Below are 20558 nucleotides of genomic sequence, written 5' to 3' on the forward strand. Positions count from 1 at the left end.
TCGACGAACCCAGCGATCCAGGAGAACGAGAACACAATGGCAGTGGTGATCCTCTACGGCAGCGAAGCCGGTACCGCCGAGCAGGTGGCCGAGCACATGGTCGACGTCCTGTCGGACCAGGACGTGTCGCTCTACGACATGATGGAGTACGACCCGGGCGACATGGAGACCAGCGATTTCCACATCGTGGTGTGCTCGACGTACGGCGACGGTGAGCTGCCGACCGGTGCCGAACCGTTCTTCGAGGCGCTCGAAGACGACGAACCGGACCTGAGCGGCGTGCAGTTCGCGCTGTTCGGTCTCGGCGACAGCGTGTACGACACGTTCAACCGCGGCGGCGAGATCATGGCAGGCAAGCTCACCTCGCTCGGCGCCGAACAGGTCGGCGAGCACGCACGCCACGACAGCTCGGGCGACGTCAAGCCGAAGGCGCAGGCCGAGGAGTGGGTCCGCACGATCGCGGCCGAGTTCCTGTCCTGACCCGATCACCCGTTCCGGCTACTTTCGCGGGGCACCCAACTACAGCCTGTAGTTGGGTGCCCCGTACCATCGTGATGTGCTGTATCGCGGCTTCGTGAGCCTGGTCGACCGACTCCCCCTTCCGTCTCTGCGGGTCCAACGAATCCTTGCGTTCGTGGTCATCCTCACGCAGGGCGGTATCGCCGTCACCGGGGCGGTGGTGCGCGTCACCGCGTCCGGGCTCGGTTGCCCCACGTGGCCTCAGTGCTTTCCCGGCAGCTTCGTGCCGGTCGGTCACGGCGAGGTCGCCGTGCTGCACCAGGTCGTCGAGTTCGGCAACCGCCTGCTCACGTTCGTCGTCGTGCTGGCCGCGGCCGCGATCGTGCTCGCGGTGACGCGTGCGCGGCGCCGCAAGGAAGTGCTCGTGTACGCATGGCTCATGCCCGCAGGCACCGTGCTGCAGGCCGTGATCGGCGGTGTCACGGTGCTCACCGGCCTCGTATGGTGGACAGTCGCCGTGCACCTGCTGGCGTCGATGCTCATGGTGTGGGTGGCGACGCTGCTGTTCGCGAAGGTTTCCGAGCCGGACGAGGCCGCCGAGACCGTGCAGTCCGTCCCGACTCCACTGCGGATGCTCACAGCGCTGTCCGGGGTCGCCCTGGCCGCGACGCTGGTCGCGGGGACGATGGTCACCGGCGCGGGTCCGCACGCGGGCGACAAGAGCATCGACAAGCCGGTGCCGCGCCTCGAGATCGAGATCGTCACGCTCGTGCACCTGCACGCCGAAACCCTCGTCGCATATCTCGCGCTGCTCGTGGGCCTCGGTTTCGGGCTCGCGGCGGTCGGCATGACGGTCGCGGTGCGCAAGCGTTTCGTCGCGGTCGTCGCACTCGTGTGCGCCCAGGCCTGTGTCGGCATCGTGCAGTACTTCACGGACGTGCCCGCCGCGCTCGTGGCGGTCCACGTCGCGGGCGCAGGCGCGTGCACCGCCGCCACCGCGGCATTGTGGGCCGCGGGGCGCACCCGCGAGCGGGTACCGCATTCGGTGCCGGTCGGCGCGTGACGCGCCCTCCCCTTCTGTAGCCGGACACGACGAGGGCCCGGTCGGCGACCGGGCCCTCGTCTGTCCCTACCGGTTCGTCGCGCTGCGCTCAGCGCTCGTTGCGCGCCTTGGGGAATCGTGTCTGGTGTGCGACCCAACCCGCCATCTTCTTCCAATGGCCGGGCGCGGGCGTCACGACGCTCGTGAGCTCACGCCCCCAGCCCTCGGCGAGTGTGACATTCGCCGCAGCGTCGACGACGGCGCGCGCAGTGGGCAGGTCCCGGACCACCTGGTCGCCGAGGACCCCGTCCTGACCCACGAGCGTGATGCGCACGCGCCCGACGGCGACCGGCTGGAGTACCGCGTTCGCGGAACCGCCGTGCGTGGACACGAACTCGTCGACGGCCTTCACGACGCGCTCGGGTGCCGTGGCAGTGGGCTGTGCGGTGTCGGTGCTCATGACTCGAAGAATACTGTGCCGCGGGGGCGTGTCGGCCGCGGGGCGCGGGTCGGATCGGCCGCCGTGTTAGAACACTCTGCATGCGCGCACTCGAGGTGTCCCGGCACGGCGGTCCGGATGTTCTGCAGCCCACCGAGCTACCCGATCCGCAGATCGGGGCCGCCGACCTGCTCGTGCGCACCGAGGCGATCGGCGTCAACTACATCGACACGTACTTCCGCACCGGACAGTACGAGCGCGCCCTGCCGTATGTTCCGGGCGACGAGGCCACCGGTGTCGTCGAGGTCGTCGGCGCGGACGTGACCGATGTCGCGGTCGGCGATCGCGTCGCGTGGTGCGCGGCGCCCGGCAGCTATGCCGAGCTCGTCTCGGTACCGGCCCGCGTCGCGGTCCGGGTGCCCGGCGACGTGCCCGCGGACCAGGCGGCATCGGCGCTGCTGCAGGGCATGACCGCGCACTATCTCGCGCACTCGACGTACCCGGTGCAGCCCGGCGACACCGTCGTCGTGCATGCGGGTGCCGGCGGTGTGGGACTGCTGCTGACGCAGATGGCGAAGAGGCTCGGGGCGCGCGTCGTGACGACGGTGTCGACCGACGCGAAGGAGGAACTGTCGCGCGGCGCCGGCGCGGACGTCGTCCTGCGCTACGACGACGACCTCGCGGCCCGCGTGCGCGAGGTGACCGGCGGCGAAGGTGCCGCAGCCGTGTACGACGGCGTCGGCAAGGACACCTTCGAGGCGAGCCTCGCGTCGCTGCGGGTGCGGGGCACTCTCGCGCTGTTCGGCGCCTCGAGCGGGCCCGTTCCGCCCTTCGATCCGCAGCGGCTCAATCCGGCCGGATCGTTGTTCCTCACCCGGCCGACGCTCGCGCATCATGTGCGCGATCGCGCGGAACTCGAGTGGCGCGCGGGCGACGTGCTGTCTGCGCTCGCATCGGGCGAGCTGTCGCTGCGGGTGGGGGCGCGTTATCCGCTCGCGGACGCGGCCCGCGCGCACCGCGATCTCGAGGCACGCGCCACCACGGGATCGATCGTGTTGATCCCCTGATGCGGAAGGGTCGTCAGCCGAGGAGCTGCGACACCGTCTGCAGACCGAGGACCGAGTCGATCGACAGGCCGACGAACACGATCGCGAGGTAGTTGTTCGACTGCAGGAACAGCCGGAGCGGCTTGACCGACCCGCCGCCCCGCACGCTGCGGTACAGCTGGTGCGCCATCACCAGGAACCACACGCCCGCGACCAGCGCGACGGCGGCATAGACGAGGCCCGCGGCGGGCACGAGGACGAGCGTCGTGACGACCGTGGCCCACGTGTACAGCAGGATCTGCTTCGTGACGTGCTCTTCGGTGGCGATGACGGGGAGCATCGGCACACCCGCCGCCTGGTAGTCGTCCTTGTAGCGCATCGCGAGCGCCCAGGTGTGCGGCGGCGTCCAGAAGAACACGACGAGGAACAGTACGACGGGTTCCCACGACAGCGAGCCGGTGACCGCGGCCCAGCCGACGAGAGCGGGCATGCACCCGGCCGCGCCGCCCCAGATGACGTTCTGCCACGTGCGCCGCTTGAGCACCATCGTGTAGACGAGTACGTAGAACGCGATGGTGAGCACGACGAGCACACCGGCGAGCAGGTTGGCACGCCACCACAGCCACGCGAACGACGCGACGCCGAGCACGACGCCGAACACGAACGCATTGCGGGTCGGGACGGCGTCGCGGGCGAGCGGGCGGCGCTCGGTGCGCTTCATCACCTTGTCGATGTCGGCGTCGACGACGCAGTTGAGCGAGTTGGCGCTCGCGGCGCCCATCCAGCCGCCGAAGAGCGTGCTGAGGATCAGGACGATGTCGACCGCGCCGCGATCCGCGAGCAGCATCGCGGGGATGGTCGCCACCAGCAGGAGCTCGATGACCCGGGGCTTGGTGAGCGCGATGTACGCGAGTACCCGGGCAGTGGCCCGGCCCACGAGCGTGTCCGGTCGACGGGTACTCGGAGCTGCTGCCGGGCTACCGAATCCGTGTCCGGTCGGCGTCTGCCCTGTCCGCACGTTCTCTCCTCGCACCACGCGTATTCACACCATCTGTCGACGCATCGCAATGTCCATCGGGGTGTCACTGCCGAACTACTACATCCGATGGTAGACGGACTCGCGCGTGGAACCCGAATCGCCCCGGATCGGCTCGAGCCGTGGGTCTAGTCTAGGGAGGCACAGCGTTGCTGTCGTATGTCCCGACTCACCCGTTCGTACATCCCGACTCACCGTAGACCCATGTCAGGAGACTTCTTCTCGTGTCGACCACAGACGAGATCCGCGACCTCACCACGGCAGTGCACCCTGCCGACTGGACCGATCTGGACACCCGCGCCGTCGACACCGTGCGCGTGCTCGCCGCGGACGCCGTCCAGAAGGCCGGCAACGGGCACCCCGGCACGGCCATGAGCCTCGCGCCGCTCGCCTACACGCTGTTCCAGCGGGTCATGCGCCACGACCCGAGCGACGCCGACTGGATCGGCCGCGACCGGTTCGTCCTCTCGTGCGGTCACTCGAGCCTCACGCTGTACATCCAGTTGTTCCTCGCGGGTTACGGGCTCGAGCTCGAAGACCTGAAGGAACTGCGTACCTGGGGCTCGAAGACTCCGGGCCATCCCGAGCACGGGCACACCCGAGGTGTCGAGATCACGACGGGCCCGCTCGGTCAGGGCCTCGCGTCGGCGGTGGGTATGGCGATGGCGGCGCGCCGCGAGCGCGGCCTGTTCGACCCCGACGCGGCGCCGGGCGAGAGCCCCTTCGACCACCACGTCTACGTGCTCGCGTCGGACGGCGACATCGAGGAGGGTGTCACGTCGGAGGCGTCGTCGCTCGCTGGCACCCAGCAGCTCGGCAACCTGACGCTGATCTACGACGACAACAAGATCTCGATCGAGGACGACACCACGATCGCGCTCACCGAGGACACCGCGGCGCGCTACGCCGCGTACGGGTGGCACGTGCAGGTCGTCGAGGGCGGCGAGGACGTCGTCGCGATCGAGGCTGCGCTGCAGGCGGCGCGCGAGGTCACCGACAAGCCGTCGCTGGTCCTACTGCGCACGATCATCGGCTTCCCCGCACCCGACAAGATGAACACCGGGGCGGCCCACGGCGCCGCACTGGGCGCCGACGAGGTCGCGAAGACGAAGGAGGTCCTCGGCTTCGATCCCGAGAAGACCTTCGAGGTCGACGACAAGGTGCTCGCCCACACCCGCAAGGCGCTCGACCGTGGCGCGCAGGCGCACCGCGAGTGGCAGTCGAGCTTCGACGCATGGGCCGAAGGCAACGCGGAGAACAAGGCGCTGCTCGACCGGCTCACGGGTCGCGGCCTGCCCGACGGCTGGGCCGAGGGCCTGCCGAGCTACGAGACCGACCCGGGCGGTGTCGCGACCCGCAAGGCGTCGGGTGCGTTCCTGGCGGCCGCGGGCCAGGTGCTCCCCGAATTGTGGGGCGGCTCCGCGGATCTCGCGGAATCGAACAACACGACCATCAAGGGTGCCGACTCGTTCGGCCCCGAGTCGATCGCGACCGACATGTGGCGCGCACAGCCGTACGGCCGGACGCTGCACTTCGGCGTGCGCGAGCACGCGATGGGCTCGATCCTCAACGGCATCGCCCTGCACGGACCGACGCGTCCGTACGGCGGCACCTTCCTCGTCTTCAGCGACTACATGCGGCCCGCCGTACGCCTCGCGGCGCTGATGAAGACGCCGGTCACCTACGTGTGGACGCACGACTCGATCGGTCTCGGCGAGGACGGCCCGACGCACCAGCCGATCGAGCACCTCGCGGCGCTCCGCGGCATCCCGGGGCTGTCGGTCGTGCGTCCGGCCGACGGCAACGAGACCGTCCACGCGTGGCGCGCGGTGCTCGAGCGCGGCGCGCACGAGGCCACCCGTGGGCCTGCGGCGCTCGCGCTCACGCGGCAGAACGTGCCGGTGCTCGAGGGCACGAGCTACGAGGGCGTCACGCGCGGCGGCTACGTGCTCGCCGAGGCGTCGACCGGCGTCCCCGAGGTCGTCCTCATCGGCACCGGCTCCGAGGTCCAGCTCGCGGTGGCCGCGCGCGACACCCTCGAGCGCGACGGCATCCCGACCCGCGTCGTGTCGATGCCGTGTGTCGAGTGGTTCCAGGAACAGGAGGAGGCGTACCGCGACAGCGTGCTGCCGCCCACCGTCAAGGCCCGCGTCGCGGTCGAGGCAGGCATCTCGATGCCGTGGTACCGCTATGTCGGCGACAACGGCGAGATCGTGTCGATCGAGCACTTCGGCGCGTCCGCCGACTACAAGACCCTGTTCAGCAAGTTCGGTATCACCGCCGAGACCGTGACCGAAGCCGCGCAGCGCTCGCTCGGCCGAGTGAAGGGATGACTGACATGACCCAGAACGAGAACCTGAAGGCACTGTCCGACGCAGGGGTGTCGGTCTGGCTCGACGACCTGTCGCGCGAGCGCATCGAGTCGGGCAACCTCGCAGACCTGATCGCCACCCGATCGGTCGTCGGGGTCACCACCAATCCGGCGATCTTCCAGTCGGCGCTCAGCAAGGGGCACGCGTACGACGCGCAGGTGCGCGAGCTCGCCGCGCGAGGCGCCGACGTCGACGCCACGGTGCGCACCGTCACCACCGACGACGTGCGCGCGGCGTGCGACGTCCTCGCACCGGTGTACGAGGCGACCGGCGGCGTGGACGGTCGTGTGTCGATCGAGGTGGACCCGCGCATCGCGCACGACGCCGACAAGACGGTCGCCCAGGCCGTCGAACTGTGGAAGATCGTCGACCGACCCAATCTGTTCGTGAAGATCCCCGCCACCGAGGCGGGCGTCCCCGCGATCGCGAAGGTCCTCGGCGAGGGCGTGAGCGTCAACGTCACGCTCATCTTCTCGGTCGAGCGCTACGAGATGGTCATGTCCGCATACCTCGACGGACTGTCGGCCGCGAAGAAGGCCGGACACGATCTGTCGACGATCCACTCGGTCGCGTCGTTCTTCGTCTCGCGTGTCGACACCGAGATCGACAAGCGGCTCGACGCGATCGGCACGCCCGAAGCGCTCGCGCTGCGCGGCAAGGCGGGCCTCGCGAACGCCCGTCTCGCGTACGCGGCGTACGAGCAGGTCTTCGAGATCCAGCCGTGGTTCCCCACGCTCGCCGAGCAGGGAGCGCGACCGCAGCGTCCGTTGTGGGCGTCGACCGGCGTCAAGAACCCTGACTACCCGGACACGATGTACGTCACCGACCTCGTCGCACCGGGCACCGTCAACACGATGCCCGAGGCGACCCTCGACGCCGTCGCCGATCACGGCGCCGTCCACGGCGACACGGTGTCCGGCACGGCTGCCGCGTCGCAGGAGGTGTTCGACGCGCTGTCCGCGGTCGGCATCGACCTGCCGGACGTGTTCGACGTCCTCGAGCGGGAGGGCGTCGAGAAGTTCGAGGTGGCGTGGGGGCAGCTGCTCGACGCCACGGCGGAGCAGCTGCGCGAAGCGGCCCCGAAGGGCTGACACGTGAGCGCAACGGCATCGCCGGACGCCTACCACAACCCACTGCGCGACTCGCGGGACAAACGGCTCCCGCGGGTCGCGGGGCCGTGTGCGCTCGTCATCTTCGGGGTGACGGGCGATCTCGCGCGGCGCAAGCTGATGCCCGCGATCTACGACCTCGCGAACCGGGGGCTGCTGCCGCCCGGTTTCGCGTTGGTCGGTTTCGCGCGCCGCGAGTGGGCCGACGAGGATTTCACGCGCATCGTGCACGACGCGGTGCGCGCGAACGCTCGCACACCCTTCCGCGAGGACGTGTGGGATCGGCTCGCCGAGGGGCTGCGGTTCGTGCAGGGCACCTTCGACGATCCGGACGCGTACGACGCGCTGGCCGACACCCTGCACACGCTCGAACGCGAACGCGGCACCGGCGGCAATCACGGGTTCTACCTGGCGATTCCGCCCAATCTGTTCCCGGTCGTCCTCGAACGGCTCTCGGCGTCCGGTCTCGCACAGCACAACGACGACCACTGGGCACGCGTCGTCATCGAGAAGCCGTTCGGGCACGACCTGGAGAGCGCGCGCGAGCTGAACACACTGGTCAACACCGTCTTTCCCGAGGACACGGTCTTCCGCATCGACCACTATCTCGGCAAGGAGACGGTGCAGAACATCCTCGCGCTGCGCTTCGCGAACCAGTTCTTCGATCCGCTGTGGAACGCCCACTACGTCGACCACGTGCAGATCACGATGGCCGAGGACATCGGTCTCGGCGGGCGCGCCGGCTACTACGACGGCATCGGGGCCGCGCGCGACGTCATCCAGAACCACCTGCTGCAACTGCTCGCGTTCACCGCGATGGAGGAGCCGGTCAGCTTCGAGCCCGCCGAACTGCAGGCCGAGAAGATCAAGGTGTTCAAGTCGACGCGGCTCGTCGAACCGCTCGAACTGACCACCTCGCGCGGGCAGTACACGCGCGGCTGGCAGGGCGAGATTCCGGCCGTCGGGTTGCTCGAGGAGGAGGGTTTCGCGCACGACTCGGGCACCGAGACGTTCGCGGCGATCACCCTCGAAGTCGACACCCGCCGGTGGGCCGGGGTGCCGTTCTATCTCCGTACGGGCAAACGGCTCGGACGTCGGGTCACGGAGATCGCGGTCGTGTTCAAGAGGGTTCCGCGCTTGCCGTTCGACCAGACGATGACCGAGGAGCTCGGGCAGAACGCGCTCGTGATCCGGGTGCAGCCGGACGAGGGCGTCACGATGCGGTTCGGCTCGAAGGTGCCGGGGTCGAGTATGGAAGTGCGCGACGTCAGCATGGACTTCAGCTACGGGCAGGCGTTCACCACGTCGTCGCCCGAGGCGTACGAGCGGCTGATCCTGGACATGCTGCTCGGCGAGCCGTCGCTGTTCCCCGTCAACGACGAGGTGGAGCTCTCCTGGTCGATCCTCGATCCGGTGCTCGACTACTGGGCGTCGCACGGGCGTCCCGACGAGTACGAGGCGGGCACGTGGGGTCCCGCGTCCGCCGACGAGATGATGGCCCGCACCGGCCGCGAATGGAGGCGACCGTGATCGTCGACATGCCGGACACCACCACGCGCGACGTCAGCAAGCGGCTGGTCGCGATCCGCAAGACGGGCGGCGCGGTGACCCTCGGTCGCGTGCTCACCCTCGTCGTGTCGATCCGCGGCGAGAGCAGTGCCGTCGACGGCGGCACCGGCGACGGCGTGAGCACGGCGGAGGACGTGATCACTGCCGCCAACGAGGCGAGCCGCGAGCATCCGTGCCGCGTGATCGTGCTCGAACGCGGCGACGTCGACGCACAGCCGCGACTCGACGCGCAGATTCGGGTCGGCGGCGACGCGGGCGCGTCGGAGGTCGTCGTGCTTCGGCTGTCCGGCGAACTCGGCGAGCACGAGAGCAGCGTCGTCGTGCCGTTCCTGCTGCCCGACACCCCGGTGGTGGCATGGTGGCCGCACGACGCGCCGTCCGAGCCGGCGCGCGATCCTGTGGGCCGCCTCGCGATCCGGCGCATCACCGACGCGACGGGGCACGAGAATCCGCGCGCCGAGATCCGCAGCAGGCTTGCCGCCTACTCCCCCGGCGACACCGATCTCGCGTGGAGCCGCATCACGTCGTGGCGGGCGCTGCTGGTGTCGTCGCTCGACCAGCCGCCGCACGCGGCGATCGTCTCGGCCACGGTGTCGGGGCTCGAGGAGGAGCCCGCCGTCGACATGCTCGCGGGATGGCTCGCGAGTCGTGTCGACGTCCCGGTGCGGCGCACGAGCGGACCGTTGTTCGTCGAGCTCGTGCTGGACGACGGCTCGTCGCTCACGATCAGCAGGCCGCAGACCGGCACCACCGCGACGCTCGTGCGGAGCGGTTTCCCCGATTCGCTCGTCGCGCTCGGCCGCAGGCCCACGCACGACTGCCTCGCGGAGGAACTCCGGCGCCTGGACGCCGACGAGGTCTACGCCGCCGCCCTGGCCGGACTCGAGAAGGTGATCTACGAATGACCGTCCACATCGACGTGTACGACGACCTGGATGCGCTCACGACCGCCGCGGCGCGTCGACTCGCCGACACCCTGATCGCCGCACAGGCACAGCGCGGGTCGGCGTCGATCGTGCTCACCGGTGGCGGCGCGGGCATCGGCACATTGCGCGCGCTCCGTCGCCTCGCGGAGCACGCCGACGGCGCGGCGATCGACTGGCGCTCGATCGACATCTACTGGGGCGACGAACGTTTCGTCGCGCCCGACGATCCCGAACGCAACGAGCTGCAGGCGCGGGAGGCACTGCTCGACCATGTCGACGTCGACCCGGCACGGGTGCACCCGATCGCAGCGGTCGGCGGCGAATTCGCCGACGACGCCGACGCCGCGGCCCGCGCCTACGCCGGGGTTCTCTCCCGGCACGGACAGCCGGTTCCGGAATTCGACGTGCACCTGCTCGGCATCGGCGGCGAAGGCCACGTGAACTCGCTGTTCCCGCACACCGACGCGGTGCGCGAGCGTCACGCTCCGGTCGTCGCCGTGCTCGATTCGCCGAAGCCGCCGGCCGTGCGCGTCACCCTGACACTGCCCGCGGTGCGGGCGGCGCGCGAGGTGTGGCTGCTCGCGGCGGGAGCGGAGAAGGCCGATGCCGTCGCGGCGGCGGTGGGCGGCGCGGATCCCGACGACATCCCGGCCGCGGGCGCGGTCGGCTCGGCGGAGACTCGCTGGTTCCTCGACACGGCCGCCGCGGGCGCACTGCCCGAGAACTGAGGGCGGGCCCTCAGACGAGCGGCTGTTCGTCGTCGTCCGTCGCGTCCTCGGTGCGCACGCGGGTGGCCACGCACGGCCACATCACCCGTCCGCCCCGCGACGGTGCCCGCAGGCCTCGGCCGTAGCCACCGGGTCCGTGGTATCGGCCGCCGCCGTCGCCTGCTCGGTCTGCAGCACTGCTCATCCGTGCCTCGATTCGCCGGACCGGGCCCGTGGCCGGTCGTGGTGAACACATCTGTGCCTCTACCTTGTTCGACGCACGCGACGGCAAACGGTTCCCTTCCCGGCGAACAAATTTCGGCCGCAGTTTCGGCCGACCTTCAGCCGCTGTTACGCAGTGCGGTGGCGAGGCCGTTCATCGTGAGCAGGATTCCGCGTTGCACGCGATCGCTGTCGTCTCCCGAGCGGTACCTCCGCAGCAGCTCGACCTGCAGCAGGTTGAGCGGCTCGAGGTACGGGAAGCGATTGTGCACCGATCGTTCGAGCGCGGGATTGCCCGCGGTGAGGGTGTCGTTTCCGGTGATCCGTCGGTACATGCGCAGGGTGCGTTCGTGCTCGTGGGCGATGCGCCCGAACACGCGCGTGCGCAGCCTTTCGTCGGGCACGAGCCGCGAGTACATCTCGGCGATACCCATGTCGGACTTGGACATCACCATTGCCATGTTCGACAGCACGGTACGGAAGAACGGCCACTGCCGGTACAGCTCGCCGAGGCGCGCCAGTCGACTCTCGTCGTCGCCGACCCACTGCTCGAATGCGGTGCCTACGCCGTACCAGCCGGGGAGCATGACGCGCGACTGGGTCCACGCGAGGACCCACGGGATCGCGCGGAGGTCGGAGATCTCCTTGGTCGGCTTGCGGGAGACGGGGCGGCTGCCGATGTTGAGGTCGCCGATCTCACCGACGGGGGTGGACACCTCGAAGTACTCGACGAACCCTTCGGTGTCGTGGACGAGGTCGCTGTAGGCCCCGCGCGCGAGGGTCGCGAGTTCGTCGAACAGGGCGTACGCGTCGGCCGCGTCGTCGCCGAGCCCCTCGACGTCGAGGAGGGTGGACTCGAGTGTCGCGGCGACGAGAGTCTCGAGGTTGCGTCGCGCGAGGGCGGGGTCGGCGTACTTCGCGGCGATGATCTCACCCTGCTCGGTGATCCGGAGCGAGCCCTGAACGGCACCGGGTGGCTGCGCGAGGATCGCGTCGTAGCTGGGTCCGCCGCCGCGGCCGACCGTGCCGCCGCGGCCGTGGAACAGGCGCAGCCGCAGGTCGTTTCGGCGCGCACACTCGACGAGGTCGAGTTCCGCGCGGTAGAGCGCCCAGTTCGCGGCGAGATAGCCGCCGTCCTTGTTCGAATCGGAGTAGCCGAGCATCACCTCCTGCGAATGCCCGCGCGACGCGACGAGGTCGCGGTAGACGGGCAGCTGCAGGGCGGCGTCCAGGGTGGCCGCACCGTGACGCAGGTCGTCGATCGTCTCGAACAGGGGCACGATCCCGACGGGGCAGGTCGGGCCGGTGCCCGCTGCCGGGTCACCGGGATCGAACAGGCCGACCTCCTTGAGCAGGACGGCGACCTCGAGCAGGTCGCTGACCGAGGTGCACATGCTGATCACGTAGTTCGGCACTGCGCGTGGACCGAGCGTGCGCACGGCGTCCGCGGCGGCACGCACGATCGCGAGTTCCTTGGTGGTCTGCTCGCCGAACCGTGCCTCGGGCGAGGTCAGCGGGCGGCGGGTCGCCAGTTCGGCAGCGAGCAGCCGCACACGGTCGTCCTCCTCCAGGTCGAGATAGTCGGATGCGACGCCCGCCCACGCGAGCAACTCCGCGACCACCTGCTCGTGCACGTCGGAGTTCTGTCTCATGTCGAGGCTCGACAGGTGGAAGCCGAAGGTCGCCACCGATTCCCGCAATCGGACCGGGAGGTCGTCGGCGATGATGCCTGCCCCGCACGCACGCAAGGCGTCCTCGACGACCGCGAGGTCGGCGAGAAGGTCGTCCGGGCCGCCGTAGGCCTCACGCCCCTCGTCGAGGGCGTGTTGCGGGGCCGTTCCCAGGACCGCGATCGCCGTCGCGGTCAGCCGACCGCGGATGCCGCGCAGTGCCCGCCGGAACGGTTCGTCGCGCCGCGCTGGCGCGTCGTCCACGGCGGCGAGGGCCGCGAGGTCCGGCGGTGTCCCCACGATGCGCGCCGACATCGACAGATGCTGTTCGAGTTCGGCGAGCTGTTCGAGATGGTGTTCGAGCGCGAGACGGGCCGCGCTCCTGGTCGCCCGGTGCACGACCGCCGCCGTCACATTGGGGTTGCCGTCCCTGTCCCCGCCGATCCACGACCCCATCTGCACGATCGGCGCGGGCAGCACGTCGGTGCCGGGCCACCGTTCGAGCAGCGCGGCCCGCACCTGGGCACTCACTTCGGGAACGGCCTCGAACAGCGCGGCCGGATAGTAGCGCAGTCCGACGTCGATCTCGTCCTGGATACGGAGGCGTTCGAGCCGGATGAGCGCGGTGTCCCACAGCGTCAGGATGTGCCGTTGCAGTTTGCGCTCCACGTCGCGGGTCTCCTCCGGGGACAACGACGTGCGGTCGAGGAAGCGCATCAGATCCGAGATGCGCGCCTGGGTGTCGAAGATCGTGCGGCGACGCGTCTCGGTGGGGTGCGCGGTGATGACGGGTGCGACGAGTGCGCCCCGCAGGGCGTGTTCGACGGTGTCGGCGGTGAGCTGTGCGGCGTCGAGCTTGTCCCATGTCGCGGCGAGTGTGCTGTCCGGCGGGGCCTCGCCTGCGGCGACGTGGACGGTACGCCTGCGCTCGCGGTGTACGTCCTCCGCGACGTTCGCGAGCAGCGCGAAGTGACTGAAGGCCCGCACGATCTCGATCGCCTCGTCGCTGGGGATCTGCGTGAAGCGTGCCGCGAGTTCGTCTCGCCCCAGTTCCGAGCGGCGCACCCGGAACGATTCGACGCGCGCACGCTCGACCAGGTCGAAGACCGTCTGCCCCGCCTGGTCACGGACGATGTCGCCGAGGATTCCGCCGAGCAGTCGGATGTCGTCACGCAGCGGCTGGGTGGGATCGTCCGTGTCGTCCATGCACCCAGTATCGGTGCCGCACGCGACGCGTGCAGGGTGATGACGGCCGAGGCAGGCCTACCGGGCGGCGCCTCCCGAGTCAGGGTGTGCCTGCGGAGTCAGCCGAATTTGATCTCGAGACCGATGCCGATGATCGCGATGAGCCAGATGAGGGCGGTGAAGACGGTGAGGCGGTCGAGGTTCTTTTCGGCCACCGTCGAACCCGAGAGGTTGGACTGGACGCCGCCGCCGAACAAGCTGGACAAACCGCCGCCCTTGCCGCGGTGCAACAGCACCAGCAGGATGAGCAGCAAGCTGGTGACCACCAGCACGATATCCAGGAACAGTGACATATCCGCCTTCTGACGTCCTTTGCGCAACGAACTCCGGAGCAGCGCTCCCACTCGATCGACATGTGGGCGGCGCGGCGAGGCCGGGTACCACCCTACCGGTAGTGCGGTAGAACCCGAACCGCCCCTCCCACCGCGGGCGCGGTGGGAGGGGCGGGCTCAACGATTCCGCCGTGTCACGGCAGCGGCACGCCTGCCACGATCACGGCAGCGGCCCGCCTGCCGCGATCGCCGACAGGGTGGCGAACTCCTCCGCCTTGAGCGACGCGCCACCCACGAGCGCGCCGTCGACGTCGGCTTGCCCGACGATCTCGCCGACATTCTTCGCGTTGACGCTGCCGCCGTAGAGCACCCGCACCCCGGCCGCGACGTCGTCCGACGCGAGTTCGGCGATGGTGGCACGCACCGCGGCGCACACCTCCTGTGCGTCGGCCGCGCTCGCGACGCGGCCGGTGCCGATCGCCCACACCGGCTCGTACGCGACGACGATCTCGGCCAGCTCGTCGGCGGACAGGCCCGCGAGGGACGCGCGGAGCTGATCGACGCAGAACGACACGTGCTCGCCCGCCTCGCGGACGTCGAGACCTTCGCCGATGCACACGATGGGCGTGAGGCCGTGCTTCAGCGCGGCCTTCGCCTTCGCGAGCACGATGTCGTCGGTCTCGGCATGCAGCGAGCGGCGCTCGGAATGCCCCACGACGACATACGTGCACGACAACTTCGCGAGCATCGCGGCGCTGACCTCGCCGGTGTAGGCGCCCGACTCGTGCTGCGAGACATCCTGCGCACCGAAGGTGAGCAGCAGCTTGTCGCCCTCGACGAGCGTCTGAACGCTGCGGATGTCCGTGAACGGCGGGATGACCGTGACGTCCACCTTGTCGAAGTACTTCGCGGGCAACGCGAATGCGATCTTCTGAACCAGCGCGATGGCTTCGAGATGGTTCTGATTCATCTTCCAGTTGCCTGCGATGAGTGGCTTACGCGCCATCGACGAGCACCTCCAGTCCCGGGAGGGTCTTGCCCTCGAGATACTCGAGCGACGCGCCACCGCCGGTCGAGATGTGCGAGAACCCCTCTTCGCCGTCGGGCCCGCCCACCCCGAGCCGACGGACAGCGGCCGCGGAGTCGCCGCCGCCGACGACCGAGAACGCGCCCTTCGACGTGGCCTCGACGATCGCCTCGGCGACCCCCTTGGTGCCCTCGGAGAACTTCGCGAACTCGAACACGCCCATCGGCCCGTTCCAGAACACGGTGCGGGCACTCGTGAGAGTGGCCGCGAACCGACGCACCGACGACGGGCCGATGTCGAGACCCATCCAGCCGTCGGGAATCTCGTTGGCGGGCACCGTCTTCGAGTCGGCTTCTGCAGAGAAGGAATCGGCCACCACGACGTCCTGCGGGAGGTGGATGACGTCGGCGTACCGGTCGAGCAGGTCCTTGCAGGTGTCGATCATCGACTCCTCGCACAGCGAGTTGCCGACCGACAGCCCCTGCGCGGCGAGGAAGGTGTAGAACATGCCCCCGCCGATGACGAGAGTGTCGACCTTGGGCGCGAGCGCCTCGATCACGGCGAGCTTGTCGGACACCTTCGAGCCGCCGAGCACGACGGCATAGGGACGTGCCGGTTCCTTCGTGAGCTTCTCGAGGACCGACACCTCCTTCTCGACGAGATAGCCTGCGTAGTGCGGCAGCAGCTTCGCGACGTCGTACACCGACGCCTGCTTGCGATGCACGACACCGAAGCCGTCGGACACGAACGCGCCGTCGTCGCCGACGAGTTCGACGAATGCCTTCGCGAGCGCCTCACGCTCGGCGTCGACCTTGCTCGTCTCACGGGCGTCGAAGCGCACGTTCTCGAGCAGCAGCACGTCGCCGTCCGTCAGGCCTTCCGCACGCGCGAGCGCGTCCTGGCCGACCACATCGCCCGCGAGCTGCACATTGCGGCCGAGCACCTCGCCCAGCTTCGCCGCGACCGGCGCGAGCGAGAACTGTGGGTCCGGCTCGCCCTTCGGCCGGCCCAGGTGGGCGGTGACGACGACCTTCGCCCCCGCGTCGGCGAGCGCCGCGATGGTGGGGGCCGACGCCAGGATGCGACCCGGGTCGGTGATCGTGTCGCCGTCGAGCGGCACGTTGAGGTCGGAGCGCACGAGTACGCCCCGACCTTCGACGCCCGCCGCGAGCAGGTCTTCAATCGTGGGAACAGACACTGTTTCGGAGGTTCCTTGTCAATCGGACCACCCGGGCGGGCCGGGCGTCGGGTTACCGGATCAGAGGGACTTGCCGACGAGACCGGCGAGATCGACGAGGCGGTTCGAGTAGCCCCACTCGTTGTCGTACCACGCGACGACCTTGACCTCGCCGCCGACGACCTTGGTGAGCTTCGCGTCGAAGATCGCCGAGTGCGGATCGGTGACGATGTCGCTCGACACGATCTCGTCCTCGGTGTACTTGAGGAGGCCCTTCAGCGGACCCTCGGCGGCGGCCTTCATCGCGGCGTTGACGTCGTCGACCGAGGCCGACTTGCCGAGCGTCACGGTGAGGTCGGTGACCGAGCCGGTGGGGATCGGAACCCGCAGCGCGTAGCCGTCGAGCTTGCCCTTGAGCTGCGGGAGCACGAGCGAGACGGCCTTGGCCGCACCGGTGCCGGTCGGCACGATGTTGAGCGCGGCGGCGCGGGCGCGACGCAGATCCTTGTGCGGGCCGTCCTGCAGGTTCTGGTCGGCGGTGTACGCGTGGACCGTCGTCATCAGGCCGTGCTCGATGCCGAAGGTGTCGTCGAGGACCTTCGCGACGGGCGCGAGGCAGTTGGTGGTGCACGACGCGTTCGAGATGATGTTCTGGCTGCCGTCGTACTTGTCGTCGTTGACGCCCATCACGATCGTGATGTCCTCGTTCTTGGCGGGCGCCGAGACGACGACCTTCTTCGCGCCTGCCTCGAGGTGGCCCTTGGCCTTCTCGGCATCGGTGAAGATGCCGGTGGACTCGATCACGACATCGACGCCGAGGTCGCCCCACGGCAGCGCTGCCGGGCCTTCCTTGATCGAGAGGCCGCGGATCTTGGTGTCGCCCACGACGATGTCGTCGCCGTCGACCGAGACCTCGTACGGCAGGCGGCCGGTGATCGAGTCGTACTTGAGCAGGTGTGCCAGCGTCTTGTTGTCGGTGAGGTCGTTGACCGCGACGATCTCGAGGTCCGAGGTGCCCAGAGCCTTCTGCGCATCCAGGGCCCTGAAGAAGTTACGTCCGATACGGCCGAATCCGTTCACGCCTACCCGGATCGTCACAATTGGCTCCTTTGCGAGTTCTTGATGCTGCCCTGATGTGCAGTGGTGTGGGGTGAGCAGTGCGACGTCGGGGTCCGGCGACGCCTGCGGGTCACATCGGTGTCGATGCACCCTCCACCCTAGTGGGCGCAGTTCACGGCCGTGACGCCTACCCGAGCATCACGGCCGGGCCTCCCCGGGCAGCGGGTCGGCCTCCCCCGAGCAGCGGGTCATGCCTCGTCCAGCAGCTCCGCGGTGACGGCCGATTCGGTATCCGGGATACCGAGTTCCTTCGCCTTGCGGTCGGCCATCGAGAGCAGCCGGCGGATGCGTCCGGCGACGGCGTCCTTGGTCATCGCCGGGTCGGCGAGCTGGCCGAGTTCCTCGAGGGACGCCTGCCGGTGCTCGACCCGCAGATGGCCTGCCGCGGCGAGATGGTCGGGCACGTCCTCGCCCAGGATCTCGAGTGCCCGTGCGACCCGCGCCGCGGCTGCGACCGCCGCGCGCGCCGAGCGGCGCAGGTTCGCATCGTCGAAGTTGGCGAGGCGGTTCGCTGTGGCACGCACCTCGCGGCGCATGCGCCTTTCCTCCCACACGAGCCGGGTGTCCTGGGCCCCCATGCGGGTCAGCAGAGCGCCGATGGCCTCGCCGTCGCGGATGACGACTCGGTCGGTGCCCCGGACCTCGCGCGCCTTGGCCGTGATGGCGAGCCTGCGCGCGGCCCCCACGAGCGCGAGCGCGGCCTCCGGGCCCGGGCAGCTGACTTCGAGGGCCGACGACCGGCCGGGCTCGGTGAGCGAGCCGTGCGCGAGGAAGGCACCGCGCCACGCCGCTTCGGCGTCGGCGACCGTGCCGCCGACGACCTGGGCCGGTAGCCCGCGGACCGGCCGGCCACGCATGTCGAGCAGCCCGGTCTGCCGCGCGAGGCCCTCGCCGTCCTTCGCGACCCGCACGACATAGCGTGCCGACTTGCGCAGTCCGCCCGCGCTGAGCACGTGCACGTCGGCCGAGTAGCCGAACAGGTCGAAGACCTCCTTGCGCAGCCGCCGCGCGATCGAGCCGAGGTCGACCTCGGCTTCGACCACCACCCGGCCACCCACGATGTGCAGGCCGCCCGCGAAGCGCAGCAATGCCGCGACCTCCGCCTTGCGGCAGCTCACCTGGGTGACGACCAGCCGGCTCAGCTCGTCCTTGACCTCCGCCGTCATTGCCACGAAGCGTTCTCCCTCTCCACTGCCTTCTCGTGCCGCGCGCCGACCGTCTCCCACCCGGCGCCGACCCTGTCGTGTCCTGCCTCGCTGCTGCGCGCGAGCTCGCCGAGCACCTCTGCGAGCTTGCGCGGGTCGTGGACGTGCCGGCCCGGTTCCGCGACGTCCGCGTACACGACCCGGGCACCGAACAGGCCCGCAGCGCGCGCGAGGTGCTCGCGCTCGCGGCCCGGCGGGACCGACCCCGAGTCGACCACGACCACGTCGACACCGAAACCGGGTGCGTGCTGCGACAGTACGTGCAGGTGGCGTTCCGCCGAGAAACCCGCGGTCTCCCCCGGCTCCGGCGCCAGGTTCAGGATCAGCACCTTCTGCGCGGCCGAGGTGGACAACGTCGCGAGCAGTTCGGGCACCAGCACGTGCGGGATGACACTCGAGAACCACGAACCGGGGCCGAGGGCCACCATGTCGGCCTCGCGCACCGCGGCCAGCGCCTCCGGGGAGGCGGGCGGGTCGTCGGGCAGCAGACGCACGCGCCGCACCTTGCCGGGTGTGGTGGCGACCGCGACCTGGCCGCGGATGCAGCGGCTGACCCGCGGATCGGCTTCCAGGCCCTGCACGTCCGCCTCGATGTCGAGCGCGACGGGCGACATCGGAAGCACCCGGCCCTCGACCCGCAGCACGCGACCGAGCTCGTCGAGCGCGCGCACCGGGTCGCCGAGGACCTCCGTGAGGCCCGCGAGGATCAGGTTGCCGACCGAGTGGCCTGCGAGCGCCCCCGTGCCCCCGAACCGGTGCTGCACGGTGCGCTTCCAGTCGGCCGCGCACGGTTCGTCGCCTGCGAGGGCGGCGAGCGCCATGCGCAGGTCGCCGGGCGGGATGACACCGAGTTCGGCGCGCAGCCGCCCCGACGAGCCGCCGTCGTCGGCGACCGTGACGACGGCCGTGACGTCGCGGGTGAGCCTGCGCGCCGCGCTGAGCGTCGCGTACAGCCCGTGCCCACCGCCGAAGGCGACGATGCGCGGCGCGCCTGCGCCGTGCCCGCCGGCCGGATGGTGATCGTCGCGCGCCGTCATTCGCGCCCCAGATCCCGGTGCACGACACGGACCCCGACACCCGCGTCGCCCGCGAGCCGCGCCGCGAGCGCCTCGGCCATGGCGACGCTGCGGTGCTTTCCACCGGTACATCCGACAGCAATGGTCATGTAGCGCTTGCCCTCCCGACGGTAGCCCGCGATGGTGAGACCCAGGAGGTGATGATAGGTCGTCAGATAGTCCTGCGCGCCGTCCTGGGACAACACGTAGTCCCGGACCTCGTCGGTGAGGCCGGTGAGCGGCCGCAGCTCCGGAATCCAGTGCGGATTGGGCAGGAATCGGACGTCGCACAGCCCGTCGACGTCGATCGGCAGCCCGTACTTGAACCCGAACGACTGGACCGTGATCTTGACCGACAGATCGGAGTCGGTGCCGAAGACGTTCTCGAGCCGCTGCCGCAACTGGCCCGCACTCAGTTCGGACGTGTCGATCACGAGGTCGGCCGCAGCCTTGACCGTCGCGAGCTGGCTGCGTTCGGCGGCGATGCCCTCCGAGAGCGTGCCGTCCAGACCGTCGTACTGCAGTGGGTGGGTGCGGCGCACCTGCTCGAACCGGCGCACGAGGACGTCGTCCGCAGCGTCCAGGTACAACACGCGAGTGTGCACCGGCTTGTTCTCGAGCTCGACGAGTACCGAGCCGAGGTCGCCGGTGAACAGCCTGCTGCGCACGTCGACGACCGCGGCGAGCCTGCCGATCCGGGAGTCGGACTCGAGGCTCAGGTCGACCATGCGCGTGAGCAACTCGGGCGGGAGATTGTCGGCGACGTACCAGCCGAGGTCTTCGAGGACCTTCGCGGTGGTCTGCAGCCCGGCACCGGACAGCCCGGTGACCAACAGGAAGTCCATCGGCGGGCCGTTGCGC

At 69.8% G+C, this 20558-nt stretch carries 19 protein-coding genes; 8 read left to right on the plus strand and 11 right to left on the minus strand.

The window, feature by feature from the left end; genetic code table 11:
- The first annotated feature begins 36 nt into the window (after positions 1 to 36).
- Entirely contained in the window at positions 37 to 480 is a 444-nt protein-coding gene (locus HCA44_RS00235; RefSeq protein ID WP_169646539.1) for a flavodoxin domain-containing protein, read from the plus strand.
- A 76-nt stretch (positions 481 to 556) separates the two neighbouring features.
- A complete protein-coding gene (locus tag HCA44_RS00240) occupies positions 557 to 1522 on the plus strand; it encodes a heme A synthase (protein WP_169646540.1) in 966 nt (321 codons plus the stop codon).
- Positions 1523 to 1610: 88 nt separating this feature from the next.
- On the opposite strand, the gene HCA44_RS00245 is transcribed toward HCA44_RS00240, so the two are convergent.
- Positions 1611 to 1961, minus strand: coding sequence for a hypothetical protein (locus HCA44_RS00245; protein WP_169646541.1), 351 nt, complete (start codon positions 1959 to 1961; stop codon positions 1611 to 1613).
- Between the two features lie 80 nt (positions 1962 to 2041).
- Between HCA44_RS00245 and HCA44_RS00250 the strand changes: the two genes are divergently transcribed.
- A complete protein-coding gene (locus HCA44_RS00250) occupies positions 2042 to 3007 on the plus strand; it encodes a quinone oxidoreductase (protein ID WP_169646542.1) in 966 nt (321 codons plus the stop codon).
- Positions 3008 to 3020: 13 nt separating this feature from the next.
- Here the strand turns inward: HCA44_RS00250 and HCA44_RS00255 are convergent, their stop codons facing one another.
- Entirely contained in the window at positions 3021 to 4004 is a 984-nt protein-coding gene (locus HCA44_RS00255; protein ID WP_169646543.1) for a heme o synthase, read from the minus strand.
- A 242-nt stretch (positions 4005 to 4246) separates the two neighbouring features.
- Here HCA44_RS00255 and tkt point away from each other — a divergent pair, with 242 nt between their 5' ends.
- From tkt to pgl, 5 genes are read left to right on the plus strand one after another with little or no spacing between them, the layout of a single operon-like run.
- Positions 4247 to 6355, plus strand: coding sequence for a transketolase (gene tkt / locus HCA44_RS00260; RefSeq protein ID WP_169646544.1), 2109 nt, complete (start codon positions 4247 to 4249; stop codon positions 6353 to 6355).
- 5 nt (positions 6356 to 6360) lie between these two features.
- Entirely contained in the window at positions 6361 to 7485 is a 1125-nt protein-coding gene (gene tal, locus HCA44_RS00265) for a transaldolase (protein ID WP_169646545.1), read from the plus strand.
- Between the two features lie 3 nt (positions 7486 to 7488).
- Entirely contained in the window at positions 7489 to 9033 is a 1545-nt protein-coding gene (gene zwf, locus HCA44_RS00270; RefSeq protein ID WP_169646546.1) for a glucose-6-phosphate dehydrogenase, read from the plus strand.
- Complete coding sequence (opcA, locus tag HCA44_RS00275; protein ID WP_346764499.1) at positions 9030 to 9977, plus strand: glucose-6-phosphate dehydrogenase assembly protein OpcA; 948 nt, start codon at positions 9030 to 9032, stop codon at positions 9975 to 9977. Before zwf ends, opcA begins: the two co-directional genes overlap by 4 nt.
- Positions 9974 to 10726 (plus strand): 6-phosphogluconolactonase, encoded by a 753-nt coding sequence (gene pgl, locus HCA44_RS00280; RefSeq protein WP_169646548.1) that lies wholly within the window; start codon positions 9974 to 9976, stop codon positions 10724 to 10726. Before opcA ends, pgl begins: the two co-directional genes overlap by 4 nt.
- Before the next feature lie 10 nt (positions 10727 to 10736).
- Here pgl and HCA44_RS00285 read toward each other — a convergent pair whose 3' ends face one another.
- The 9 genes from HCA44_RS00285 to rapZ all read right to left on the minus strand — a co-directional run bounded on the left by HCA44_RS00285 (position 10737) and on the right by rapZ (position 20542).
- Positions 10737 to 10910: a hypothetical protein gene (locus HCA44_RS00285; protein WP_169646549.1), complete on the minus strand. Its 174-nt coding sequence runs from the start codon at positions 10908 to 10910 to the stop codon at positions 10737 to 10739.
- A gap of 136 nt (positions 10911 to 11046) precedes the next feature.
- Entirely contained in the window at positions 11047 to 13803 is a 2757-nt protein-coding gene (gene ppc / locus HCA44_RS00290; protein ID WP_169646550.1) for a phosphoenolpyruvate carboxylase, read from the minus strand.
- Between the two features lie 98 nt (positions 13804 to 13901).
- Entirely contained in the window at positions 13902 to 14135 is a 234-nt protein-coding gene (gene secG, locus HCA44_RS00295; protein WP_169646551.1) for a preprotein translocase subunit SecG, read from the minus strand.
- Between the two features lie 199 nt (positions 14136 to 14334).
- Positions 14335 to 15120 carry a triose-phosphate isomerase gene (gene tpiA / locus HCA44_RS00300; RefSeq protein WP_169646552.1) on the minus strand — a complete coding sequence of 262 codons (786 nt, stop codon included), beginning with the start codon at positions 15118 to 15120 and terminating at the stop codon, positions 14335 to 14337.
- The gene (locus HCA44_RS00305; RefSeq protein ID WP_169646553.1) at positions 15110 to 16339 is read right to left on the minus strand and encodes a phosphoglycerate kinase; all 1230 of its coding nucleotides are present in this window, start codon (positions 16337 to 16339) and stop codon (positions 15110 to 15112) included. Before HCA44_RS00305 ends, tpiA begins: the two co-directional genes overlap by 11 nt.
- 60 nt (positions 16340 to 16399) lie before the next feature.
- Positions 16400 to 17416 carry a type I glyceraldehyde-3-phosphate dehydrogenase gene (gene gap, locus HCA44_RS00310; protein ID WP_169646554.1) on the minus strand — a complete coding sequence of 339 codons (1017 nt, stop codon included), beginning with the start codon at positions 17414 to 17416 and terminating at the stop codon, positions 16400 to 16402.
- A gap of 209 nt (positions 17417 to 17625) precedes the next feature.
- Complete coding sequence (gene whiA / locus HCA44_RS00315) at positions 17626 to 18603, minus strand: DNA-binding protein WhiA (RefSeq protein WP_206037522.1); 978 nt, start codon at positions 18601 to 18603, stop codon at positions 17626 to 17628.
- Entirely contained in the window at positions 18600 to 19679 is a 1080-nt protein-coding gene (gene yvcK / locus HCA44_RS00320; RefSeq protein ID WP_169646556.1) for a uridine diphosphate-N-acetylglucosamine-binding protein YvcK, read from the minus strand. Before yvcK ends, whiA begins: the two co-directional genes overlap by 4 nt.
- Positions 19676 to 20542 carry an RNase adapter RapZ gene (gene rapZ, locus HCA44_RS00325; RefSeq protein ID WP_169646876.1) on the minus strand — a complete coding sequence of 289 codons (867 nt, stop codon included), beginning with the start codon at positions 20540 to 20542 and terminating at the stop codon, positions 19676 to 19678. Before rapZ ends, yvcK begins: the two co-directional genes overlap by 4 nt.
- Between the last annotated feature and the right edge of the window lie 16 nt (positions 20543 to 20558).

Origin of the sequence: Rhodococcus sp. HNM0569 (assembly GCF_012726205.1) — a bacterium.
In the GTDB taxonomy this organism is placed as follows: Bacteria; Actinomycetota; Actinomycetes; order Mycobacteriales; family Mycobacteriaceae; genus Rhodococcus_F.